Genomic DNA, 19699 nt, shown 5'->3' on the forward strand with positions numbered 1-19699 from the left:
TGAGACGCATGCACCAGGAGGCACCCAGCGATGTCGTTCCCGCAGCTCAGCGACGAGCAACGCGGTGAGGAGATCCTCGCCGTCGTCGACACCGCCTTCGGCGAGCTCCTGGCCGCCGACCCGGCCGCGTTCCGCGTGAAGTTCCGGAAGATGGCGGCCTCGGCCTTCGCGTTCTACCGGGGCACGGCGGGTCTCTTCTACCACGATCTGACTTTTTCCGATCAGTTCGGGTCGAAGCAGGACGGGGCGTTCCTGGACGAGCGCACCTCGCGCGTGTGGATCCACGGCGACCTGCACGCGGAGAACTTCGGCACGTACATGGACGCCAACGGCCGCCTGATCTTCAACGTCAACGACTTCGACGAGGCCTATGTCGGCCCCTTCACCTGGGACCTCAAGCGCCTGGCCGCCTCCATCGCGCTGATCGGCTACGCGAAGGCCCTCAGCGACGAGCAGATCTCGGAGCTGGTGACGATCTACGCGGTCGCCTACCGCGAGCGGATCCACGCCCTGGCGACGGGGGCGAAGAGCGACGAGGTGCCGCCGTTCACGCTGGACACGGCACAGGGTCCGCTGCTGGACGCGCTGCGTGACGCCCGCTCGCTGACCCGCTTCGGGCTGCTGGACTCGATGACGGAGATCCGCGACTTCGAACGCCGCTTCGCCGCGGGAGGCGGCTCGGTCGAGCTGGACGCGGCCACGCGCTACAAGGTCCTCGCCGCCTTCGACGGCTACCTGGAGACGCTGCCGGACAGCTCGCTGACCCGCCCGGACTCCTACCGCGTGAAGGACGTCGTCGGCCGGCGCGGCATCGGCATCGGCTCGGCGGGGCTGCCGTCGTACAACATCCTGCTGGAGGGGCACAGCGACGCCCTGGAGAACGATGTCGTGATCTACATCAAGCAGGCCCAGACCCCGGCGGTCTCCCGGCACGTCACGGACCGGGCGATCCGCGACTACTTCCAGCACGAGGGGCACCGCACGGTCATCTCCCAGCGTGCCCTGCAGGCGCACGCCGACCCGTGGCTGGGCTGGACCGAGCTGGACGGCGCGGGGCAGCTGGTCGCCGAGGTCTCGCCGTACGCGGTCGACCTGGACTGGGGCGACATCGACGACCCGGCCGAGATCGCCCAGGTGGTGGCCGACCTCGGCCGGGCGACGGCCACGATGCACGCGGCGGCGGACGACCAGTCCGGTGAGTCCCTGGTGCCGTTCTCCACGGAGCGGGCCATCGACGCGGCGATCGCGGCCGACGAGGAGGGCTTCGCGCCCCTGCTGGTCGACTTCGCGCACAGCTACGGCGCCCGCGCGCGTGCCGACCACCAGACCTTCGTGGACCTGTTCCGCAACGGCCGCATTCCGGGCCTGTGACGGCAAGGTCTCTCACAAGCATCCTTTAGGGGTCTCTTACAGGCCCACGTGACAGACTCTCCTCTCGCTATGGACATATCCGGGATCCAGCTCAGAGCCGTACGCGCGGCGCTGTTCACGGCCGTGGTCGTGACGCTCAGCACCGCGTCGCACGTCCTGCTGTCCCGCGCCCCGCTGCCGATGGGCACGGTGGCGGCGGTCGCCGCCGCCGTGTTCGTGATCGCGTTCGCCCTGGCGGGCCGTGAGCGCTCCTTCGGGAGGATCGCGGCCTTGCTGATCCCGCTGGAACTCGCCGCCGACACGGTGTTCACCACGGGCCAGCACGCCTGTTACGGACGGGCGGGCGGCCCGGTCGCCGGCCCGCTGCGCTCGGTCGGCCTGGACGTGCTGTGCGGCGGCGGCGAGGTCGGCACGCCGCTGGCCCGGATGGCCGGCGCCACCGGCACGGAACGGCTCGCGGCCGCGGTCGCCCACGCCGACCCGGCCACCGCCTGGCTTCTCCTCGGAGCGCACATCGGTGTCGGCCTCCTGGCCGCCGTGTGGCTGCGCCGCGGCGAGCGGGCCCTGGCCCAGCTGCTGCGGGCGGTGACGGCGACCACGTTCCGGCCGCTGCTGCTGGCGGTCGCCGCGGTCGCGGTGGAGCGGGCACCGGCCGGGCGGCGCCTGCCGGCGCGTCCCGCCGACCGCACCCCCACGGCCCGCGACCGGATCCTCGCGTACTCCCTGGGACGTCGGGGACCGCCGTGCTCACCCGCCATCGCGTAAGCCACGCCGACGCGTAAGGCACTCACCGTCGCGTAAGGCACTGGCCGTCACGTCAGGCGCCCTCGCCCACCCGCGGCACTTCCGAGCACCAGCAGTCCCCCTACGTATCCCGCACCCACAGATGTGCGCGTCCCCTACGGAGAACATCACCATGAGCAAGCGCAACAGCCAGTCGGCGAAGACGGCGGCCCGCGAGCGGCTGCGCATCGAGCGCGAGCGCGAGGCCAAGCGGGCGAAGACCAAGCGGCAGATCATCGTCGCCTGCTCGATCGTCGGTGTCCTGGCGATAGCCGGCGGCATCGGGTACGCGGTCGTCCAGGCCAACAAGCCCACCCACTGGGAGGCGGTGAAGGACGAGAAGGTCGTCGCCCCCGCCAACACCACGGGCACCGACGGCACCACGGTCGTCATCGGCAAGGCCTCGGCCAAGAAGACGCTGAAGATCTACGAGGACCCGCGCTGTCCCGTGTGCGCCCAGTTCGAGCAGACGGTCGGCCCGACCGTGAAGAAGGACATCGACGACGGCAAGTTCAAGATGCAGTTCGTCGGCGCCACCTTCATCGACGACAAGGACAACGGCGAGGGCTCCAAGAACGCCCTGAGCGCCCTGGGCGCCGCGCTGAACGTGAGCGACCAGGCGTTCCTCGACTACAAGGCCGCGCTGTACTCGGCGAAGTACCACCCGGAGGAGACGACCGACAAGTTCAAGGACGACAGCTACCTCATCAAGGTCGCGGACACCGTCCCCGCGCTGAAGGGGAACAAGAAGTTCCAGGACGCGGTCGAGAAGGGCACCTACGACGCCTGGGCGATGGCCATGTCGAAGACCTTCGACGACAACAAGGACGGCGTGAAGGGGACGCCGGGCTTCGTCATGGACGGCAAGCAGCTCACCGCCGACAACCAGGGCACGCCGCTGATGACCGTGGACGACTTCAACCGGGTCGTGGGCGAGGCCCTCAAGAAGTGACGCCGGGTCAGGGACCGGTCGGGATGTGAAGAGCGGGCGAACTTCCGGAGTTCGCCCGCTCCGGCCCATACCGACCAGTAACCTGATCGGTCGTGACCAGTCGATACAGATCATCGAATACGTCAGAGGGCCTCAACTCCCTCACCCCGCGCCGCCGTACGGTCGTCAAGGCCGCGGCGGCGACCGCTGTCCTGGCCGGGCCGCTGGCGGCGACCCTGCCCGCGCGCGCCGTCGACCAGGCACCCGCCTTCCTGCACGGCGTCGCCTCCGGTGACCCGCTGCCGGACGGCATCCTGCTGTGGACCCGCGTCACGCCGGTACCCGAGGCGATACCCGGCTCCGGTCTCGGCCCGGACACCGAGGTGAGCTGGGTCGTCGCCAGGGACAAGGCGTTCACCACCGTCGTCGCCAAGGGCTCGACGACCGCGACGGCGGCCTCCGACCACACCGTGAAGGCCGACATCCGCGGCCTGGAACCGGGCACCGACTACTGGTTCCGCTTCTCCGCCGGCGGCACCGACTCCCCCGCGGCGCGCACCCGCACCGCCCCCGCGCACGACGCGGCCGTCCCGGGCCTGCGCTTCGGCGTGGTCTCCTGCGCCAACTGGGAGGCCGGCTGGTTCTCCTCGTACCGGCACCTCGCGGCCCGCGGCGACCTGGACGCCTGGTTGCACCTCGGCGACTACATCTACGAGTACGGCACCGGCCAGTACGCCACCCGCGGCACGGTCGTACGCCCGCACGCCCCGGCGCACGAGATCGTCACGCTCGCCGACTACCGCATCCGGCACGCGCGCTACAAGACCGACCCGGACCTCCAGGCGCTGCACGCGACGGCCCCGGTCGTGGCGATCTGGGACGACCACGAGTTCGCCAACGACACCTGGTCGGGCGGTGCGGAGAACCACACGGAGGGCGCGGAGGGCGCCTGGTCCGCCCGTCAGGCCGCGGCCAAGCAGGCCTACTTCGAGTGGATGCCGGTGCGCCCGGCGATCGCCGGCACCACCTACCGCCGGCTGCGCTTCGGCAAGCTGGCCGACCTCTCGCTGCTGGACCTGCGGTCCTTCCGCTCGCAGCAGGTGAAGGTCGGCAACGGCGAGGTCGACGACCCGGAGCGCACCCTCACCGGCCGTGCCCAGCTCGACTGGCTCAAGGCGGGGCTGAAGTCCTCCGACACCACCTGGCGCCTGGTCGGCAACTCGGTGATGATCTCGCCGTTCGCCATCGGCTCGCTCTCCGCCGACCTGCTGAAGCCACTGGCCAAGCTGCTGGGTCTGCCGCAGGAGGGCCTCGCCCTCAACACCGACCAGTGGGACGGCTACACCGACGACCGCCGCGAGATCCTGGCACATCTGCGGACGAACGCGATCCGCAACACTGTCTTCCTCACCGGCGACATCCACATGGCCTGGGCCAACGACGTGCCGGTGGACGCCGGTACGTATCCGCTGTCCCCCTCCGCCGCCACGGAGTTCGTCGTCACCTCGGTCACCTCCGACAACCTCGACGACATCGTGAAGGTGCCGGAGGGCACGGTCTCCGCGGTGGCCGCGCCGGTCATCCGCGCCGCCAACCGCCATGTCCACTGGGTCGACACCGACCGGCACGGCTTCGGCGTCCTGGACATCACGGCCGAGCGCGCGCAGATGGACTTCTACGTCATCTCCGACCGCACCGAGCCCGACGCGACCGCCACGTGGTCCCGCTCGTACCGCACCCGCAGCGGCACGCAGAAGGTCGAGCGCACCTACGACCCGGTGTAACCGCCGCTACAGGGTGCCGAGGAAGCCGAGGGCCACCCGCCAGGTGGTCTCGGCGGCCTCCTCGTCGTAGTCCGGCAGGTCGGGGTCGGTGTAGAGATGGCCGGCCCCGGCGTAGCGGTACACCTCGACGTCGGCGCCGGTGCGGCCCATCTGGAGGTACCAGGCACTCAGCCAGTCGTCCGTCTCGAACGGGTCGGGCTCCGCCACGTGCAGCTGGACCGGCAGGTCCGGGGCCGTGACGTCCGGCGCGATGTCCGACGTGCCGTGCAGGAGGAGCAGGCCCCGCGCCTTCTCGTCGCCGAGGGCGAGGGTCTGCGCGATGGAGGCGCCGAGCGAGAACCCGGCGTACACCAGCCCGCGCTCGGAGTAGGGCGCGGCGGCCAGCACGGCCCGCTTCAGCAGCTCCTCCTTGCCGATCTTCTCCTTGTGCTCCATGCCCTGCTCGACCTCCTCGAAGGTGCGCCCGTCGAAGAGGTCGGGCGTCCACACCTCGTGTCCGGCCGAGCGCAGCCGGTCAGCGGCCCGGAGCACCGCGGGCCGCAGCCCGAAGGTCGAGTGAAAGAGCATGATGTTCATGAGGCCATGGTGCCAGCCGGGTGTGACGAGCCGAGCTCGCGGCACTACCCACGACGCAGCGGAAGTCACATGTTCATGCACCCCGAAGGCCGGTTAGGTTCGGTGGCATGGAGAACCTGCTACGACCGCTGATCGTGGTCGGTGGCTCGGTCGTGCTCACGCTGGTGATCGGCTGGGCCACCGACTTCCTGCTGCGCAAGGCCGACGAACGGCACCACGAGACCCCGCTGTGGGGTCTGCTCCGCCGTGGCCGTATCCCGTACATGCTCGTCCTCTTCGCCGCTCTGCTGAGAGGGTCGTACGACGAGGCGGACCTGCTGGAGAGCCGCGCCGAAGGAGTCGGCCGGACGCTGACCCTGATACTGATCGGGTCGGCCGCCTGGCTGGTGATCCGTATCGCGTCGGCGATCGTCGAGACGTCGTACAGCCGGTACGCCCACGCCCGTGCCCAGCGTGATCCGGCCCGGGTGCGCCGGGTGCGCACCCAGGTGACGCTCATCATGCGGGTGGTGTCCGCCGTCGTCGGCGTGGTGGCCGCGGCGACCATGCTGCTGACCTTCCCCGCGTTCCGGGCGGCGGGCGCCTCGCTGCTGGCCTCGGCCGGCATCCTCGGCATCGTCGCCGGTGTCGCCGCGCAGTCCACGCTGAGCAACATGTTCGCGGGGTTCCAGATCGCCTTCGGCGACATGGTCCGCATCGGGGACACCGTGGTGGTGGACGGCGAGTGGGGCACGGTCGAGGAGATCACGCTGACGTTCCTGACCGTCCGCACCTGGGACGAGCGCCGCATCACCATGCCGGTGTCGTACTTCACGTCCAAGCCGTTCGAGAACTGGTCGCGCGGCACCCCCCAGATGACGGGCATCGTCTTCTGGCACGTCGACCACTCGGCGCCCGTGGAGGCGATGCGCGAAAAGCTCCGCGACATCCTGCGCGAGTGCCCGGCCTGGGACGGCCGCGACTACAGCCTGACCGTCACGGACACCACCCCGAACACCATGCAGGTGCGGGCCCTGGTGACGGCCAAGGACGCGGACGACATCTGGACGGTGCGGGTGACGGTCCGCGAGGAGATGATCCGCTGGCTGACCCGCGAGCACCCGTACTCCCTGCCCCGGGTCAACACGGCGGACGCGGTGCTTCCGCCGTCTCCCGGCGGCAACGGCCACCGCCCGTCCCCGGAGGCCGTACCGGCCCAGCAGCGCCGCTACCACGGAAACGGCTCCGGACGGCCGGGGCACTGACGGCACGGGCCGGCGCCCGTACGGACGACCGGAGGGCTGCCCGCGACGCGGGCAGCCCTCCTTCGTGCCGTCGGTGTCAGTGACCGCGCTCGGCGCCGCCGTTGACCTGGATGATCTGCGAGGTGATGTGCCCGGCGCCCGGGGAGGCCAGCCAGTGCAGGGTCTCGGCGACGTCCCCCGGGGTCCCGGCCCGCCCGTTCGACGTCTCGCCGATGAGCCGGTTGCGGCGGTCCTCGGCCATCGCGTCGCCGAAGAACTCGGTGTCCTCGATGTACCCGGGCGCCACCACGTTCACGGTGATGCCGCGCGGTCCCAGCTCCCGGGCCAGATCGTGCGCATAGGGGTGCAATCCCGCCTTGGCCGCCGCGTACGCGCCGCTTCCCGAACCCCGGTAGGCGGCGATGGAGCTGAGGAACAGCACCCGGCCGCCGGGTTCGGCGAGCCGCGGCTTCAGCGCCTCGGTGAGCAGGACCGCGGTCAGGGTGTTGAGCCTGAAGTTCACGTTCCAGCTGTGCGCGACGGCCGCGAGCGGATCGTCCCCCGGAGCGTCCGGTTCGAGCAGTCCGCTGCCCCCGGCGCTGTGCACGAGGACGTCCACGGCCCCCAACTCGCGCTCCACGAAGGCGGCGACACCGCGCACGTCCTCCGGCTCGGCGAGATCGGCCGCGTACGTCAGCGCACCGGGCACCTCGGCCTTCTCCAGCACCTCGGCCCGCCGTCCGAGCAACACCACCCGGTCCCCGCCGGCAGCGAACACCCGGGCCGCCGCGAGCCCAATTCCCGTACCTCCACCACTGATTACCACGTTCCGTGCCATACGGACGACCCTACGACGCCCCGGCCGCCCGCCGTCAAACCGAGAGCCGGGGCCGACGCCGGCTCACCGCAGGCTACGGACGTCGAGGTGCCGCAGAACCCGGTCGACCACCTCGGGATCCGCTCCGGGCTCGCTGCGCGCCGCCAGCACCTCGTGCCGTGCCGCGCTCAGCATCTCCTGCTGGATCCGCCGCACCCGCTTCACCCGCCGGGCCCCCTCCCGGTACGCCTCCCGGCGCTCGTCCTCGGCGAGTTCGGGGCTGATCCGCACGCCGATGTCGTAGGCCCGCCGCAGCATCTGCTCGGACAGCTCCTCCGACAGTTCCTCGTTCCCCTCGATCTCCCGCAGCCGCTGCTTCGCCGCCTTGGCCGCCCGGAGCGCGAGCGTCTTGGCGAACTCCTTCTCCCGGTCGGTGTCGGCCTTCACCCCGAGCCGCCGCACCAGCCACGGCAACGTCAGACCCTGCAGCACCAGCGTCGCCATGATCACCCCGAACGCGATGAAGATGATCTCGTCCCGGCTGGGGAACGGCGACCCGGCGTCGGTCTCCAGCGGAATGGCCAGCACCAGCGCGACCGACGCCACCCCGCGCATCCCCGACCACCACATCACCACGGTCTCGCGCCAGCTCACCGGGATGTCCTCGTCGTAGTCCCGCCGCTCGTGCAGCCGCTTCGTCAGCCAGGTCGCCGGCAGCAGCCACAGCAGCCGGGCGAGGACCACGACGACCACCACCACCGCCGCCCACCAGAGCAGCTCGCCCCACCGCCCGGAGGCCGTGCGGATGGCGTTGTGCAGCTCCAGACCGACCAGCCCGAACGCCACACCGGTGACGAGGGTGTCGACGATGTTCCAGAACGTGTGCCCGGCCAGCCGCGTCATGACGTCGTCGGCGTCGGAGCCGTACTCCGCGAGGAACAGCGCGGTGGTGAGCACCGCGAGCACCCCGGACCCGTGCAGTTCCTCGGCCATGACGTACGAGGCGTAGGGCACCAGCAGGGTCAGCCCGACCTGCAGGGTCGCGTCGCCGAGCACCTCCATCAGCTTGTTGGCGCCCCAGCCGAGCGCGAGGCCCACGGCCACCGCCACCACGGCCGACAGCACCAGGTCGAGCCCGGCCTTCCAGGGCGAGAACGTCCCGCTGACGGCCGCGGCGATCGCCACGTGGTAGAGGACGATGGCCGTCACGTCGTTGAACAGCCCCTCGCCCTCCAGGATCGACACCAGCCGGCGGGGCAGCCCCAACTGCCCGGCCACGGCGGTCGCCGCGACCGGATCCGGCGGAGCGACCAGCGCGCCCAGCGCGAACGCCGCCGCGAGCGGCAGCCCCGGCACGATCGCGTCGGCCACGGCGGCCACGCAGGCCATGGTGACGAACACCAGCGCCACGGCGAGCAGGAAGATCGGCCTCTTGTTCGCCGCGAACTGCCGCCAGGAGGTGCGCCGCACGGCGGCGTACAGCAGGGGCGGCAGCAGCAGCGGCAGGATCAGGTCCGGTGCGATCTCGACGTTGGGCACGAACGGGAGCAGCGCGAGGACTATCCCCAGGAGCGTCATCAGCACCGGGGCGGGCACCTTGAACCGGTCTCCCACGGGGACACTGATCACGGCCCCGAGCAGCAGCACGAACAGCAGGGCCAACTGATCCACGGTCAGCGCTCCGGAAGGTCAGATGTTCACACGACTGACCTCAAGCCTGCCACGCAACTCCTGGGACAAACCGTTTCGGCACCCACCACGAGGGGCTAAAGCGAACGCCGCATCCCCTGGTGCGGAATGCCCGCCTCCACGTATTCGGGGCCATAGGCCTCGTAGCCGAGCCGCTCGTAGAAGCCCAGCGCGTGCGTCTGCGCGTGCAGGTCCACGGCCGCCAGCCCACGTGCGCGTGCCGCGTCCTCGATGGCCCGGACGAGAGCCGCACCGACACCCAGCCCGCGCGCAGGGCCCGCCACGGCGAGCCTGCCGAGGGAGCCCACGGACGGGTCCCCGCCGGTCTGCGCGACGGCCGCCTCCCCGTGCAGCAGCCGCCCGGTCCCGAGCGGCACACCGTCCTCCCGGACCGCCAGCACATGGACCGCACCGGCGTCGTACGCGTCGTACTCGAGGTCCTCCGGCACCCCCTGCTCGCCGACGAAGACCTCCTTGCGCACCGCGAAGCACGCCTCCCGGTCGGCCGGGTCCTCGGCGACCCGCACGACGTACGGGGTGCTCACGCCCAGGTCTCCTCGCGGACCTGGTCGAGGGCCTTCTGCAGGTCCTCCGGGTAGTCGCAGGAGAACTCCACCCACTGCCCGTCTCCGGGGTGTTCGAAGCCGAGCCGCACCGCGTGCAGCCACTGCCGGGTCAGGCCGAGGCGCCTGGCGAGCGTCGGGTCGGCGCCGTAGGTGAGGTCGCCGACGCAGGGGTGCCGGTGCGCGGCCATGTGGACGCGGATCTGATGCGTGCGGCCGGTCTCCAGCTTCACGTCGAGCAGGGAGGCCGCGCGGAACGCCTCCATGAGGTCGTAGTGCGTGACGGACGGCTTGCCCTCGGCGGTGACGGCCCACTTGTAGTCGTGCTGGGGGTGCCGGCCGATGGGCGCGTCGATGGTGCCGCTGGTCGGGTCGGGGTGGCCCTGGACGAGCGTGTGGTACCGCTTGTCGACCGTGCGCTCCTTGAACTGGCGCTTGAGCGAGGTGTAGGCCCGCTCCGACTTGGCCACGACCATCAGCCCCGAGGTGCCCACGTCGAGCCGGTGCACGATGCCCTGGCGCTCGGCGGCGCCGGAGGTCGAGATGCGGTACCCGGCGGCGGCGAGCCCACCGATCACGGTCGTCCCGGTCCAGCCCGGGCTGGGGTGCGCGGCGACACCGACCGGCTTGACGATCACGACCACGTCGTCGTCGTCGTGCACGATCTCCATGCCCTCGACCGGCTCGGCGACGATCTGCACCGGCGCGGGCGCCTGCGGCATCTCGACCTCCAGCCAGGCGCCGCCGTGCACGCGCTCCGACTTGCCGACCACCGACCCGTCGACCGTGACCTTCCCCGCGGCGGCGAGCTCGGCCGCCTTGGTGCGGGAGAAGCCGAACATGCGGGAGATGGCGGCGTCGACGCGCTCGCCCTCCAGGCCGTCGGGCACGGGCAGGGTACGGATCTCGCGAATCGTGCTCACCCGTCGAGTATGCCGGACGGCCACGACGGGGCCGTACGCGCGCTCAGTCCTTGTGGACGGTCCCGTCCGGGTCGAGGCCCCGGAAGGACAGCAGCACGATGAGGATGCCACCGCACACGATCGCCGAGTCGGCCAGGTTGAAGACGGCGAAGTGCTTGGGTGCGATGAAGTCCACGACCGCGCCCTCGAAGACGCCCGGTGCCCGGAAGATCCGGTCGGTGAGGTTGCCCAGCGCTCCGCCGAGCAGCAGACCGAGCGCGATCGCCCAGGGCAGGCTGTAGAGCTTGCGGGCGAGGCGGGCGATCACCACGATCACCGCCGCCGCGATCATGGTGAAGATCACGGTGAAGGCCTCGCCGAAGCCGAAGGCCGCGCCCGCGTTGCGGATCGCCTCGAACTTCAGCCAGTCCCCGATGATCTCGATGGGCGGGTGGTGCTCCAGTTCGGCCACCACGATCAGCTTGCTGATCAGGTCGAGGGCGTACGCGAACGCGGCGACGGCGAACAGCACCCCGATCCGGCGCCTGCCGCGGGGCCGCCCGGCGGTGGCCTCCGGCTCGCCGGTACCGGACGTTCCCGCCCCGGCCGCGGGGTCGGTGCCGGGCTCCCCGGCCGGGGTGCCCTCGGCGTCGGGCCGCTCCTTGCCGCCCCCGGCCGCGTCCGGTGTGTCCGGCGTACCGATGATGCGCTCCGCCTCTGCCACGTGAGTCCCTCAACCTAGGTGCCTGACTGAGGACGAGGGTACGTCACGCCCTGCGCGTCGCACGTGCTCAGGAGGCATTCGGCGGGCGGTCAGTACCGGCGCTCCTGCTTCTGCTTGCACTCCACGCACAGCGTGGCCCTCGGGAAGGCCTGCATACGGGCCTTGCCGATGGGGTTGCCGCAGTTCTCGCACAGGCCGTAGGTGCCCGCGTGCAGACGTTCCAGGGCGCGCTCGGTCTGCAGGAGCATCTCGCGCGCGTTGGCGGCCAGGGCCAGCTCGTGCTCGCGGGTGATGTTCTTGGTGCCGGTGTCCGCCTGGTCGTCGCCCGCGCCGTCCCCGGAGTCCCGCATCAGACCTGCCAGCGACCGCTCCGACGACGTGATCTCCTCGCGCAGGCGGGTCTCCTCGGAGGTCAGCTCGGACCGCGCCTCCTCGACCTCCTCCGCCGTCCAGGGATCCTCACCGGGGCGTACCGCGAGCTCGCCGGGCTCCGCCGCGGCGACCCGTGCCTTGGGGACGGCGGTCTTCGCCGCCGTGGCCGGGCCAGGAGTCTTCTTCGCAACCACCGTCGTCGCTCCCGTCTGCTGCGCGGCCTCGGCCGCACCCGCCTTCTTGGCCGTGCTGGTCGCGGCCGTGTCCTGTGTGACCGCACCGGTCCGGGCAGCGCCCTTCCCCGTCGCGCTCTTCGTGGTGGTGCTCCTGCCTCCGGCGGCCTTCCGGGCCGGGGCCTTCCTGGCGGCGGCCTTCCTGCCGGCCACCTTCGTGCCTGCCGCGCCGCCTGCCACCTTCGTGCCTGCCGTACCGCCGGCCACCCTCGTGCCTGCCGCGTCACCGCCGGCCACCCTCGTGCCTGCCGCGTCACCGCCGGCGGCCTTCTCGGTGCCGGTCGGCCCACCGGACGCCTTCGTGCCCCGCGCCCGGCCCGTCGTCGAGGCGGCGGCAGCGGTGGCTTTCCCGGCCGAGGCCTTCGTCGCGCCCCCCTTCACGCCCGCCACACCGCCCCTCGCCTTTCCGGTGGCCGTCTCCTCGGCCGGGGCGGCCTTCGCGGCCACCTGCTTCCTCCTGGCCGTCTTCTTGCCCGCGGCCCCCTTGGCCGCGGCCGCCCCGGCCGGTGCCGTCCTGGTCACGGCCGCCGGAGCCACCGCTTCACCGGCCACGGCCCTCTCCGCCGTCGCCCTGCTCCCGGTCGTCCTCGCCCCGGCCGCCCGCGTTCCCCCGGCCGCCTTCCCCGCGTCGACCTTCGCCGCCCGCCCCGCCGAGCCCCCCTGTGTGGTCTTCTTCCCGCCCACGTCCTTCGCAGCGCCGCCGGAGCCCTTCGCGGGCCTGCCGGACGTCGGCTGCTGTACGGCGGTCTTCTTCGCCACCATGGCCGCGGCCCCTTCACATATTGTGATCTTGCTCGCGCATCGTGCTGGGACGATAAATCGACTTGAGTCCCGCGGCAACGGGGCACACCGCTCGATTCGCCCGCCTCGCGCACGCCGCGCGGCGAGCATGCATCCGTTGTGCCCAGCTCCCCGCCCGGTAATCCGCCGAGCCGGACGTCCCAGGATCCGAACACCTATACCGCGCTATTCGGGTCATCAAACCCATACCGCGCCCCACACGGCACCCCGCCCCCGGCCGCCCCGAAAACCGGTCGGCCGCTGTCCGCCCGGCGCCGTACACTGGGCGGAGCGAAAAGCGTGGATGGGGACGAGTAGCGGCGTACGCAGCCCAGAGCGACCCGGGGACGGTGGAAGCCCGGGGGCGAGCGCGACGTGAAGATCACCCCGGAGCCGCCGGAAGAAAGCCGGAGCCAGTGAGCGCCGGCCGGTAGACCCGGCATCGCGACCCCAATGAGGGGGCTCGTCGGCGCACACCCCGTGCCGGAGGGCCAAGGAGGGTGGTACCGCGGGAGCGCGCCGAAGGCGGCGCAGGCAGACGTAGCTCTCGTCCCTCCGGACGGAAGGCAGCAAGTCCGCCGGAGGAAGCCCGCTGATGACATCGCCGACGTACCGCCAGGTACCCGCCCAGGTCGACCTGCCCGCCCTCGAGCACGCCGTGCTCGACTTCTGGCGCGAGCAGAAGATCTTCGCCAAGAGCCTGGAGCAGTCCGAGGGCCGCCCCGAGTGGGTGTTCTACGAGGGCCCGCCCACCGCCAACGGCATGCCCGGCGCCCACCACATCGAGGCGCGCGTCTTCAAGGACGTCTTCCCCCGCTTCCGCACCATGCGCGGCTACCACGTCGCCCGCAAGGCGGGCTGGGACTGCCACGGCCTCCCGGTGGAGCTCGCCGTCGAGAAGGAACTCGGCTTCTCCGGCAAGCAGGACATCGAGGCCTACGGCATCGCGGAGTTCAACGCGAAGTGCCGCGAGTCGGTGACCCGGCACACGGACGCCTTCGAAGAGCTCACGACCCGCATGGGGTACTGGACCGACCTCCAGGACCCGTACCGCACGATGGACCCCGAGTACATCGAGTCGGTCTGGTGGTCGCTGAAGGAGATCTTCAACAAGGGGCTGCTGGTCCAGGACCACCGCGTCGCCCCCTGGTGCCCCCGCTGCGGCACGGGCCTGTCGGACCACGAGCTGGCGCAGGGCTACGAGACGGTCGTCGACCCGTCGGTCTTCGTCCGCTTCCCGCTCACCTCCGGCCCGCTGGCCGGCGAGGCCGCCCTCCTGGTGTGGACGACGACCCCGTGGACCCTGGTGTCCAACACCGCCGTCGCCGCGCACCCCGGGGTCACCTACGTCGTCGCGACGAACGGTGAGGAGAAGCTGGTCGTCGCGGAGCCGCTGGTCGCCAAGGCGCTCGGCGAGGGCTGGGAGACCACCGGCGAGACCTTCACGGGCACGGAGATGGAGCGCTGGACCTACCGGCGCCCGTTCAAGCTGGTCGAGTTCCCGGCCGAGGCCCACTTCGTCGTGAACGCCGAGTACGTCACCACCGAGGACGGCACGGGTCTGGTCCACCAGTCCCCCGCCTTCGGTGAGGACGACCTCAAGGTCTGCCGCTCCTACGGCCTGCCGGTCGTGAACCCGGTCCGCCCCGACGGCACCTTCGAGGAGGACGTCCCGCTGGTCGGCGGCGTGTTCTTCAAGAAGGCCGACGAGAAGCTCACCGAGGACCTCGACAGCCGTGGCCTGCTCTTCCGGCACATCCCCTACGAGCACAGCTACCCGCACTGCTGGCGCTGCCACACCGCGCTCCTCTACTACGCGCAGCCCTCCTGGTACATCCGCACCACGGCCGCCAAGGACCGCCTCCTCCAGGAGAACGAGAACACCAACTGGTTCCCGGAGACGGTCAAGCACGGCCGCTTCGGCGACTGGCTCCAGAACAACATCGACTGGGCGCTGTCCCGCAACCGCTACTGGGGCACCCCGCTGCCGATCTGGCGCTGCGAGGACGACCACCTCACGGTCGTCGGCTCCCGCGCGGAGCTCACCGAGCTGACCGGCACGGACCACTCCGGCCTCGACCCGCACCGCCCGTTCATCGACGCGGTCACCTTCGCGTGCCCGCAGGACGGCTGCGGCAAGACGGCCACGCGCGTGCCGGAGGTGATCGACGCCTGGTACGACTCGGGTTCGATGCCGTTCGCGCAGTGGGGCTACCCGTACAAGAACAAGGAACTGTTCGAGTCCCGCTACCCGGCCCAGTTCATCTCCGAGGCCATCGACCAGACCCGCGGCTGGTTCTACACGCTGATGGCGGTCGGCACGCTCGTCTTCGACAAGTCGTCGTACGAGAACGTGGTCTGCCTCGGTCACATCCTGGCCGAGGACGGCCGCAAGATGTCCAAGCACCTGGGCAACACCCTGGAGCCGATCCCGCTCATGGACCGGCACGGCGCCGACGCGGTGCGCTGGTTCATGGCGGCCGGCGGCTCCCCGTGGGCGGCCCGCCGGGTGGGTCACGGCACGATCCAGGAGGTCGTCCGCAAGACGCTCCTGACGTACTGGAACACGGTCGCCTTCCAGGCCCTGTACGCCCGTACGTCGAACTGGGCCCCGTCCGGAGCCGACCCGGCCCCGGCCGACCGCCCGGTCCTGGACCGCTGGCTGCTGTCCGAGCTGCACGCGCTCACCGACCAGGTCACCCAGGCGCTGGACGCCTACGACACCCAGCGCGCCGGCAAGCTGCTCTCCGCGTTCGTCGACGACCTGTCCAACTGGTACGTACGCCGCTCCCGCCGCCGCTTCTGGCAGGGCGACAAGGCGGCCCTGCGCACCCTGCACGAGGTCGTCGAGACGGTCACGCAGCTGATGGCCCCGCTGACCCCGTTCATCGCCGAGCGGGTCTGGCAGGACCTGATCGTCCCGGTCACCCCGGGCGCCCCCGAGTCGGTCCACCTGTCGTCCTGGCCGGAGGCGGACCTGTCCGCCATCGACCCGGAGCTGTCGAAGCAGATGGTGCTGGTGCGCCGCCTGGTGGAGCTGGGCCGGGCCACGCGCGCGGAGTCGGGCGTCAAGACCCGTCAGCCGCTGTCCCGTGCGCTGATCGCGGCGAACGGCTTCGACGCGCTGGGCGCCGAACTGCGGACGCAGATCACGGAAGAGCTGAACGTCGAGTCCCTGGCGACGCTGAGCGAGGTCGGCGGCAGCCTGGTCGACACCACGGCGAAGGCCAACTTCCGCGCGCTGGGCAAGCGGTTCGGCAAGCGCGTCCAGGACGTGGCCAAGGCCGTCGCGAACGCCGACGCGGCCGCCCTCTCCCTGGCCCTGCGCGAGGGCACGGCGTCGGTGGAGGTCGACGGCGAGACCATCACGCTGGCGCCCGACGAGGTCATCATCACGGAGACCCCCCGTGAAGGCTGGTCGGTGGCCGCCGACGCGGGCGCGACGGTCGCCCTGGACCTGGAGATCACCGAGGAGCTGCGCCGGGCCGGCCTGGCCCGTGACGCGATCCGTCTGATCCAGGAGGCGCGCAAGAACAGCGGCCTCGACGTGGCCGACCGCATCGCGCTGCGCTGGACGGCGACCGACCCGGCCGTCACCGAGGCCCTGGCCGAGCACGCCGGCCTGATCGCCGACGAGGTCCTGGCGACGGACTTCGCCCAGGGCGAGGCCGACGACACCTACGGCGAGCCCTTCACCGACGAGGGTCTGGCCCTGACGTTCCGCCTGCGCAAGGCGTAACCCTCAGTCCGGACAGCCCGAAGGCCCGGGCCCGCCAAAGATCTTGGCGGGCCCGGGCCTTCGGCGTTGCGTACGCACGAACGCGGGTGCGCGGCGCCGAACGCACGGAGCAGAAGGGCGAGGCCCCGGGTGGGAACCCGGGGCCTCGCCCTGAACGCTGCCGACGTCTATGCCGTACTACTGGCCATCAGGCCGTCAGTTGTCATCCTCGTCGATCAGGAAGCCCCGCATCGGCGAGGGCGCCTGACCCATCGGGGACGGGCCCTGCGGACGGACCGGCGCCATCGGCTGGGTCATCGCCGGCGACATCTGCTGCTGACCGCCGTAGGACGGAGCGGACGGCGACGGGGCACCGCCCATCGTCTGGTTGCCACCACCGTAGGACGGGGCGCTCGCGCCGGCCGGAGCCATGGAAGGCGCCGGGGACGGCGGGAGGGACGCGGTCGCCGGGGTGCGCGGCGGGGCCAGCGAGTCGTCGGCCTGGGTCTCCAGCTGACGCAGCTGCGACTCCAGGTACGACTTCAGGCGCGTGCGGTACTCGCGCTCGAAGCCGCGCAGGTCCTCGACCTTGCGCTCCAGCGTGGCGCGGGCGGACTCCAGGGAGCCCATCGCGACGCGGTGCTTCTCCTGCGCGTCCCGCTCCAGGGCGTCGGCCTTGGCACGGGCGTCACGCTCCAGACCCTCGGCACGCGAACGCGCCTCGCCGACGATCTTGTTGGCCTCGGAACGCGCCTCGGCGATCGCCTGGTCGGCGGTCTGCTGGGCCAGCGAGAGGACACGGGCGGCGCTGTCGCCACCGGGGCCTTGCTGACCGGGGCCGCCCATCGGGCCGCCCATCGGGCCGGGGCCGCCCATGGGGCCGCCCATCTGCTGCTGCATCGGGGGCTGGCCCATCGGACCCGGGCCCTGGCCCATCGGACCGGGACCCTGGGGTCCCCCCTGACCGCCGGGGCCGGCGGGCAGCTGCGGGGCACCGCTCGGCAGCTGGGGCGGACCACCCATGGGGCCACCCATCTGCTGCTGCGGCGGGCCCGATATGCCGGCGGGGACAGGACCGCCGGGACCGCGCATGCCCTGCTGCTGTTGCTGCTGATCCTGCTGGGGCTCCGGAGGCTTGCGCATGTTCTGCTGGTTCTGCGCAGCAGCGCGCGTGGCCGCGGCCAGTTTGGCGCGCAGGTCCTCGTTCTCGCGGAGCAGGCGGGTCAGTTCGGCTTCGACCTCGTCGAGGAAGGCATCGACCTCGTCCTCGTCATAGCCTTCTCGGAGGCGGACGGTCGTGAACTGCTTGTTCCGCACGTCCTCGGGGGTCAACGGCATCTCTTCACCTCAACGTAGTCGTCGGCATTCGGCAAGACGGTAGGTCACATCGCTCATCACAGCCGGCTCACGATCGAGATCAGGATGTAGACGATGATCATCAGTACGAAGAAGGACAGGTCTAGCGCCACGCCCCCGAGACGCAGCGGCGGAATGACCCGCCGCAGAAGCTTGAGCGGTGGATCGGTGACAGTGTAGGTGGCCTCCAGAACGACCACCATCGCCTTGCCGGGTTGCCATGAGCGGGCGAACTGGAAGACATAGTCCATGACCAGCCGGAAGATCAGCACGATGAGGAAACACATCAGCGCGATGTAGACGACATCCAAAACCACGCTCATGACCTCTGGCTTCCCTCTCCCCTGTGCCCTGCTCGGTACTGCTGTTCCGGTGGTGCGTCTCAGCTCTGGTTGAAGAACCCGCCCTCTGCGATGCGGGCCTTGTCCTCCGCCGTGACATCGACGTTAGCAGGCGACAACAGGAACACCTTCTGCGTCACCCGCTCGATACTGCCGTGAAGACCAAACACCAAACCTGCCGCAAAGTCGACAAGTCGCTTCGCATCTGTGTCGTCCATCTCAGTCAGATTCATGATCACCGGGGTGCCTTCACGGAAGTGTTCCCCGATGGTACGGGCCTCGTTGTAGGTCCGTGGGTGAAGCGTGGTGATCCGGTAAGGCTCTCGTTCGGACACAACCTTGGGCATGATCACCGGTGCGTTCTTCTCCAGATTTGCGCGTTCTTGTGTGATGGACGCCACGGGCGCGATGCGCGCCGGGCGGCTGGATTCCGCGGGGAGCGAAGCGGAGCGGGGAGCCGGTTCGCGAGGCGCGGGCGGCTGTACGACTCGTACCTCTTCGTCCCTTTGGGGCTGATGTGAGACGTGCGGCTGATGGGACGGCTCGTGCCGTCGGTGGTCCCGCTCGGGCTCCGGGTCCAGTTCTGGTTCGAAGTCGTCGTCGGGGTCGAATCCGCGGCCGTCGTACCCATCGTCCTCCACGAGGCCGAGGTAGACCGCCATCTTGCGCATCGCGCCGGCCATGCTCTGAGTCCTCCGCTCTGTGGTGGATCGGCTGACGACTGCCAAGTGCCCGCGATCCACGTGGTCCTTGAATCCGCCTTTCGGCGGCAATGACCATATTTTCTGCTGTGGTCCGACTTCTTGGCGACGTTACCCGAGCCCGGGGCGGACTCCGAGTACCGCGCTGCCGACGCGCACATGTGTCGCTCCGGCCGCCACGGCCTGTTCGAGGTCCGCACTCATCCCTGCCGACACCATGGTGGCAGTCCGGTGACTCCGGCGCAGGTCGGTCGACAAAACCATCAACCGCTCGAAGGCCGCCCGTTCGCGCCCGGCGTACTCGCCGGTGAGCGGCGCGACGGTCATCAGTCCGTCGAGCCGGAGCCCCGGCGCGCCGGCCACGAGATCGGCCAACTCCCCGATCCCGTCGGGCGCGACGCCGCCCCGCTCGCCCCGGGCGCTCTCACCGGCGTCGAGTGCGACCTGGAGGAGGCATCCCAGTTCGCGCCCGGTCCGGACGGCTTCCCTGGACAGAGCCGTGACGAGCCTGGAACGGTCGACGGACTGCACGAAATGCGCGTAACCGGCCACGGAGCGCACCTTGTTGGTCTGGAGCTGACCCACGAAGTGCCAGGTGAGAGGCAGATCCGAGCAGGCCGCGGCCTTGGGGGCCGCGTCCTGGTCGCGGTTCTCGGCGACGTGCCGCACACCGAGTTCCGCGAGGAACCGCACGTCGCTCGCAGGGTAGGTCTTGGTGACCACGATCAGGGTCACCTCCTCACGTGCCCGCCCCGCGGCCGCGCACGCGTCGGCGATACGCCGTTCCACCTTCGCCAGATTTGCGGCGAGTTCGTCCTTACGGTCCGTCATGTCC

17 protein-coding genes are annotated in these 19699 nt (G+C 70.9%); 6 read left to right on the forward strand and 11 right to left on the reverse strand.

Features of this window, described 5'->3' with window-relative positions:
- Positions 1-30: 30 nt before the first annotated feature.
- The 4 genes from AB0F04_RS08810 to AB0F04_RS08825 all read left to right on the forward strand — a co-directional run bounded on the left by AB0F04_RS08810 (position 31) and on the right by AB0F04_RS08825 (position 4869).
- The gene (locus AB0F04_RS08810) at positions 31-1371 is read left to right on the forward strand and encodes a DUF2252 domain-containing protein (RefSeq protein ID WP_362039272.1); all 1341 of its coding nucleotides are present in this window, start codon (positions 31-33) and stop codon (positions 1369-1371) included.
- 69 nt (positions 1372-1440) lie between these two features.
- On the forward strand, positions 1441-2136 hold the full coding sequence (locus AB0F04_RS08815) for a hypothetical protein (RefSeq protein ID WP_362039275.1): 696 nt from the start codon (positions 1441-1443) through the stop codon (positions 2134-2136).
- A 151-nt stretch (positions 2137-2287) separates the two neighbouring features.
- Positions 2288-3106 (forward strand): thioredoxin domain-containing protein, encoded by an 819-nt coding sequence (locus AB0F04_RS08820; RefSeq protein WP_362039278.1) that lies wholly within the window; start codon positions 2288-2290, stop codon positions 3104-3106.
- A 92-nt stretch (positions 3107-3198) separates the two neighbouring features.
- A complete protein-coding gene (locus AB0F04_RS08825) occupies positions 3199-4869 on the forward strand; it encodes an alkaline phosphatase D family protein (RefSeq protein ID WP_362039281.1) in 1671 nt (556 codons plus the stop codon).
- 6 nt (positions 4870-4875) lie between these two features.
- On the opposite strand, the gene AB0F04_RS08830 is transcribed toward AB0F04_RS08825, so the two are convergent.
- The gene (locus tag AB0F04_RS08830; RefSeq protein WP_362039284.1) at positions 4876-5490 is read right to left on the reverse strand and encodes a dienelactone hydrolase family protein; all 615 of its coding nucleotides are present in this window, start codon (positions 5488-5490) and stop codon (positions 4876-4878) included.
- A 62-nt stretch (positions 5491-5552) separates the two neighbouring features.
- Between AB0F04_RS08830 and AB0F04_RS08835 the strand changes: the two genes are divergently transcribed.
- Complete coding sequence (locus tag AB0F04_RS08835) at positions 5553-6689, forward strand: mechanosensitive ion channel domain-containing protein (protein ID WP_362039287.1); 1137 nt, start codon at positions 5553-5555, stop codon at positions 6687-6689.
- A gap of 76 nt (positions 6690-6765) precedes the next feature.
- On the opposite strand, the gene AB0F04_RS08840 is transcribed toward AB0F04_RS08835, so the two are convergent.
- The 6 genes from AB0F04_RS08840 to AB0F04_RS08865 all read right to left on the reverse strand — a co-directional run bounded on the left by AB0F04_RS08840 (position 6766) and on the right by AB0F04_RS08865 (position 12730).
- On the reverse strand, positions 6766-7506 hold the full coding sequence (locus AB0F04_RS08840) for an SDR family oxidoreductase (protein ID WP_362039290.1): 741 nt from the start codon (positions 7504-7506) through the stop codon (positions 6766-6768).
- Between the two features lie 63 nt (positions 7507-7569).
- The gene (locus AB0F04_RS08845) at positions 7570-9156 is read right to left on the reverse strand and encodes a Na+/H+ antiporter (RefSeq protein ID WP_362039293.1); all 1587 of its coding nucleotides are present in this window, start codon (positions 9154-9156) and stop codon (positions 7570-7572) included.
- Between the two features lie 95 nt (positions 9157-9251).
- Positions 9252-9719, reverse strand: coding sequence for a GNAT family N-acetyltransferase (locus tag AB0F04_RS08850; protein ID WP_362039296.1), 468 nt, complete (start codon positions 9717-9719; stop codon positions 9252-9254).
- Positions 9716-10660, reverse strand: a complete 945-nt coding sequence (locus AB0F04_RS08855) for an RluA family pseudouridine synthase (RefSeq protein WP_362039299.1) — start codon at positions 10658-10660, stop codon at positions 9716-9718. The genes AB0F04_RS08850 and AB0F04_RS08855 overlap by 4 nt, the downstream gene beginning before the upstream one ends.
- Positions 10661-10703: 43 nt before the next feature.
- Positions 10704-11363, reverse strand: coding sequence for a signal peptidase II (gene lspA / locus AB0F04_RS08860; protein WP_362039302.1), 660 nt, complete (start codon positions 11361-11363; stop codon positions 10704-10706).
- Positions 11364-11452: 89 nt separating this feature from the next.
- Entirely contained in the window at positions 11453-12730 is a 1278-nt protein-coding gene (locus AB0F04_RS08865; protein WP_362039305.1) for a TraR/DksA family transcriptional regulator, read from the reverse strand.
- Between the two features lie 613 nt (positions 12731-13343).
- On the opposite strand from AB0F04_RS08865, the gene ileS reads away from it, so the two are divergent.
- Positions 13344-16487 carry an isoleucine--tRNA ligase gene (gene ileS / locus AB0F04_RS08870; protein ID WP_362039308.1) on the forward strand — a complete coding sequence of 1048 codons (3144 nt, stop codon included), beginning with the start codon at positions 13344-13346 and terminating at the stop codon, positions 16485-16487.
- Positions 16488-16682: 195 nt separating this feature from the next.
- Here the strand turns inward: ileS and AB0F04_RS08875 are convergent, their stop codons facing one another.
- The 4 genes from AB0F04_RS08875 to AB0F04_RS08890 form a co-directional block, all read right to left on the reverse strand.
- Entirely contained in the window at positions 16683-17804 is a 1122-nt protein-coding gene (locus AB0F04_RS08875) for a DivIVA domain-containing protein (protein WP_053671892.1), read from the reverse strand.
- Between the two features lie 56 nt (positions 17805-17860).
- The gene (locus AB0F04_RS08880; RefSeq protein WP_030248691.1) at positions 17861-18145 is read right to left on the reverse strand and encodes a YggT family protein; all 285 of its coding nucleotides are present in this window, start codon (positions 18143-18145) and stop codon (positions 17861-17863) included.
- A 59-nt stretch (positions 18146-18204) separates the two neighbouring features.
- Positions 18205-18846: a cell division protein SepF gene (gene sepF / locus AB0F04_RS08885; protein ID WP_053671894.1), complete on the reverse strand. Its 642-nt coding sequence runs from the start codon at positions 18844-18846 to the stop codon at positions 18205-18207.
- A 129-nt stretch (positions 18847-18975) separates the two neighbouring features.
- Positions 18976-19695 (reverse strand): YggS family pyridoxal phosphate-dependent enzyme, encoded by a 720-nt coding sequence (locus AB0F04_RS08890; RefSeq protein WP_362039312.1) that lies wholly within the window; start codon positions 19693-19695, stop codon positions 18976-18978.
- Between the last annotated feature and the right edge of the window lie 4 nt (positions 19696-19699).

The organism is Streptomyces sp. NPDC029041, from assembly GCF_040637515.1.
Taxonomy (GTDB): domain Bacteria; phylum Actinomycetota; class Actinomycetes; order Streptomycetales; family Streptomycetaceae; genus Streptomyces.

Bases quoted from the DNA above. Each gene is read 5' to 3' on its own strand.
- AB0F04_RS08820 (WP_362039278.1), top strand. From the start codon at position 2,288: ATGAGCAAGCGCAACAGCCAGTCGGCGAAGACGGCGGCCCGCGAGCGG.
- AB0F04_RS08815 (WP_362039275.1), top strand. From the start codon at position 1,441: ATGGACATATCCGGGATCCAGCTCAGAGCCGTACGCGCGGCGCTGTTC.
- AB0F04_RS08810 (WP_362039272.1), top strand. From the start codon at position 31: ATGTCGTTCCCGCAGCTCAGCGACGAGCAACGCGGTGAGGAGATCCTC.
- AB0F04_RS08890 (WP_362039312.1), bottom strand. From the start codon at position 19,695: ATGACGGACCGTAAGGACGAACTCGCCGCAAATCTGGCGAAGGTGGAA.
- AB0F04_RS08840 (WP_362039290.1), bottom strand. From the start codon at position 7,506: ATGGCACGGAACGTGGTAATCAGTGGTGGAGGTACGGGAATTGGGCTC.
- AB0F04_RS08835 (WP_362039287.1), top strand. From the start codon at position 5,553: ATGGAGAACCTGCTACGACCGCTGATCGTGGTCGGTGGCTCGGTCGTG.
- sepF (WP_053671894.1), bottom strand. From the start codon at position 18,846: ATGGCCGGCGCGATGCGCAAGATGGCGGTCTACCTCGGCCTCGTGGAG.
- AB0F04_RS08875 (WP_053671892.1), bottom strand. From the start codon at position 17,804: ATGCCGTTGACCCCCGAGGACGTGCGGAACAAGCAGTTCACGACCGTC.
- AB0F04_RS08865 (WP_362039305.1), bottom strand. From the start codon at position 12,730: ATGGTGGCGAAGAAGACCGCCGTACAGCAGCCGACGTCCGGCAGGCCC.
- ileS (WP_362039308.1), top strand. From the start codon at position 13,344: ATGACATCGCCGACGTACCGCCAGGTACCCGCCCAGGTCGACCTGCCC.
- AB0F04_RS08880 (WP_030248691.1), bottom strand. From the start codon at position 18,145: ATGAGCGTGGTTTTGGATGTCGTCTACATCGCGCTGATGTGTTTCCTC.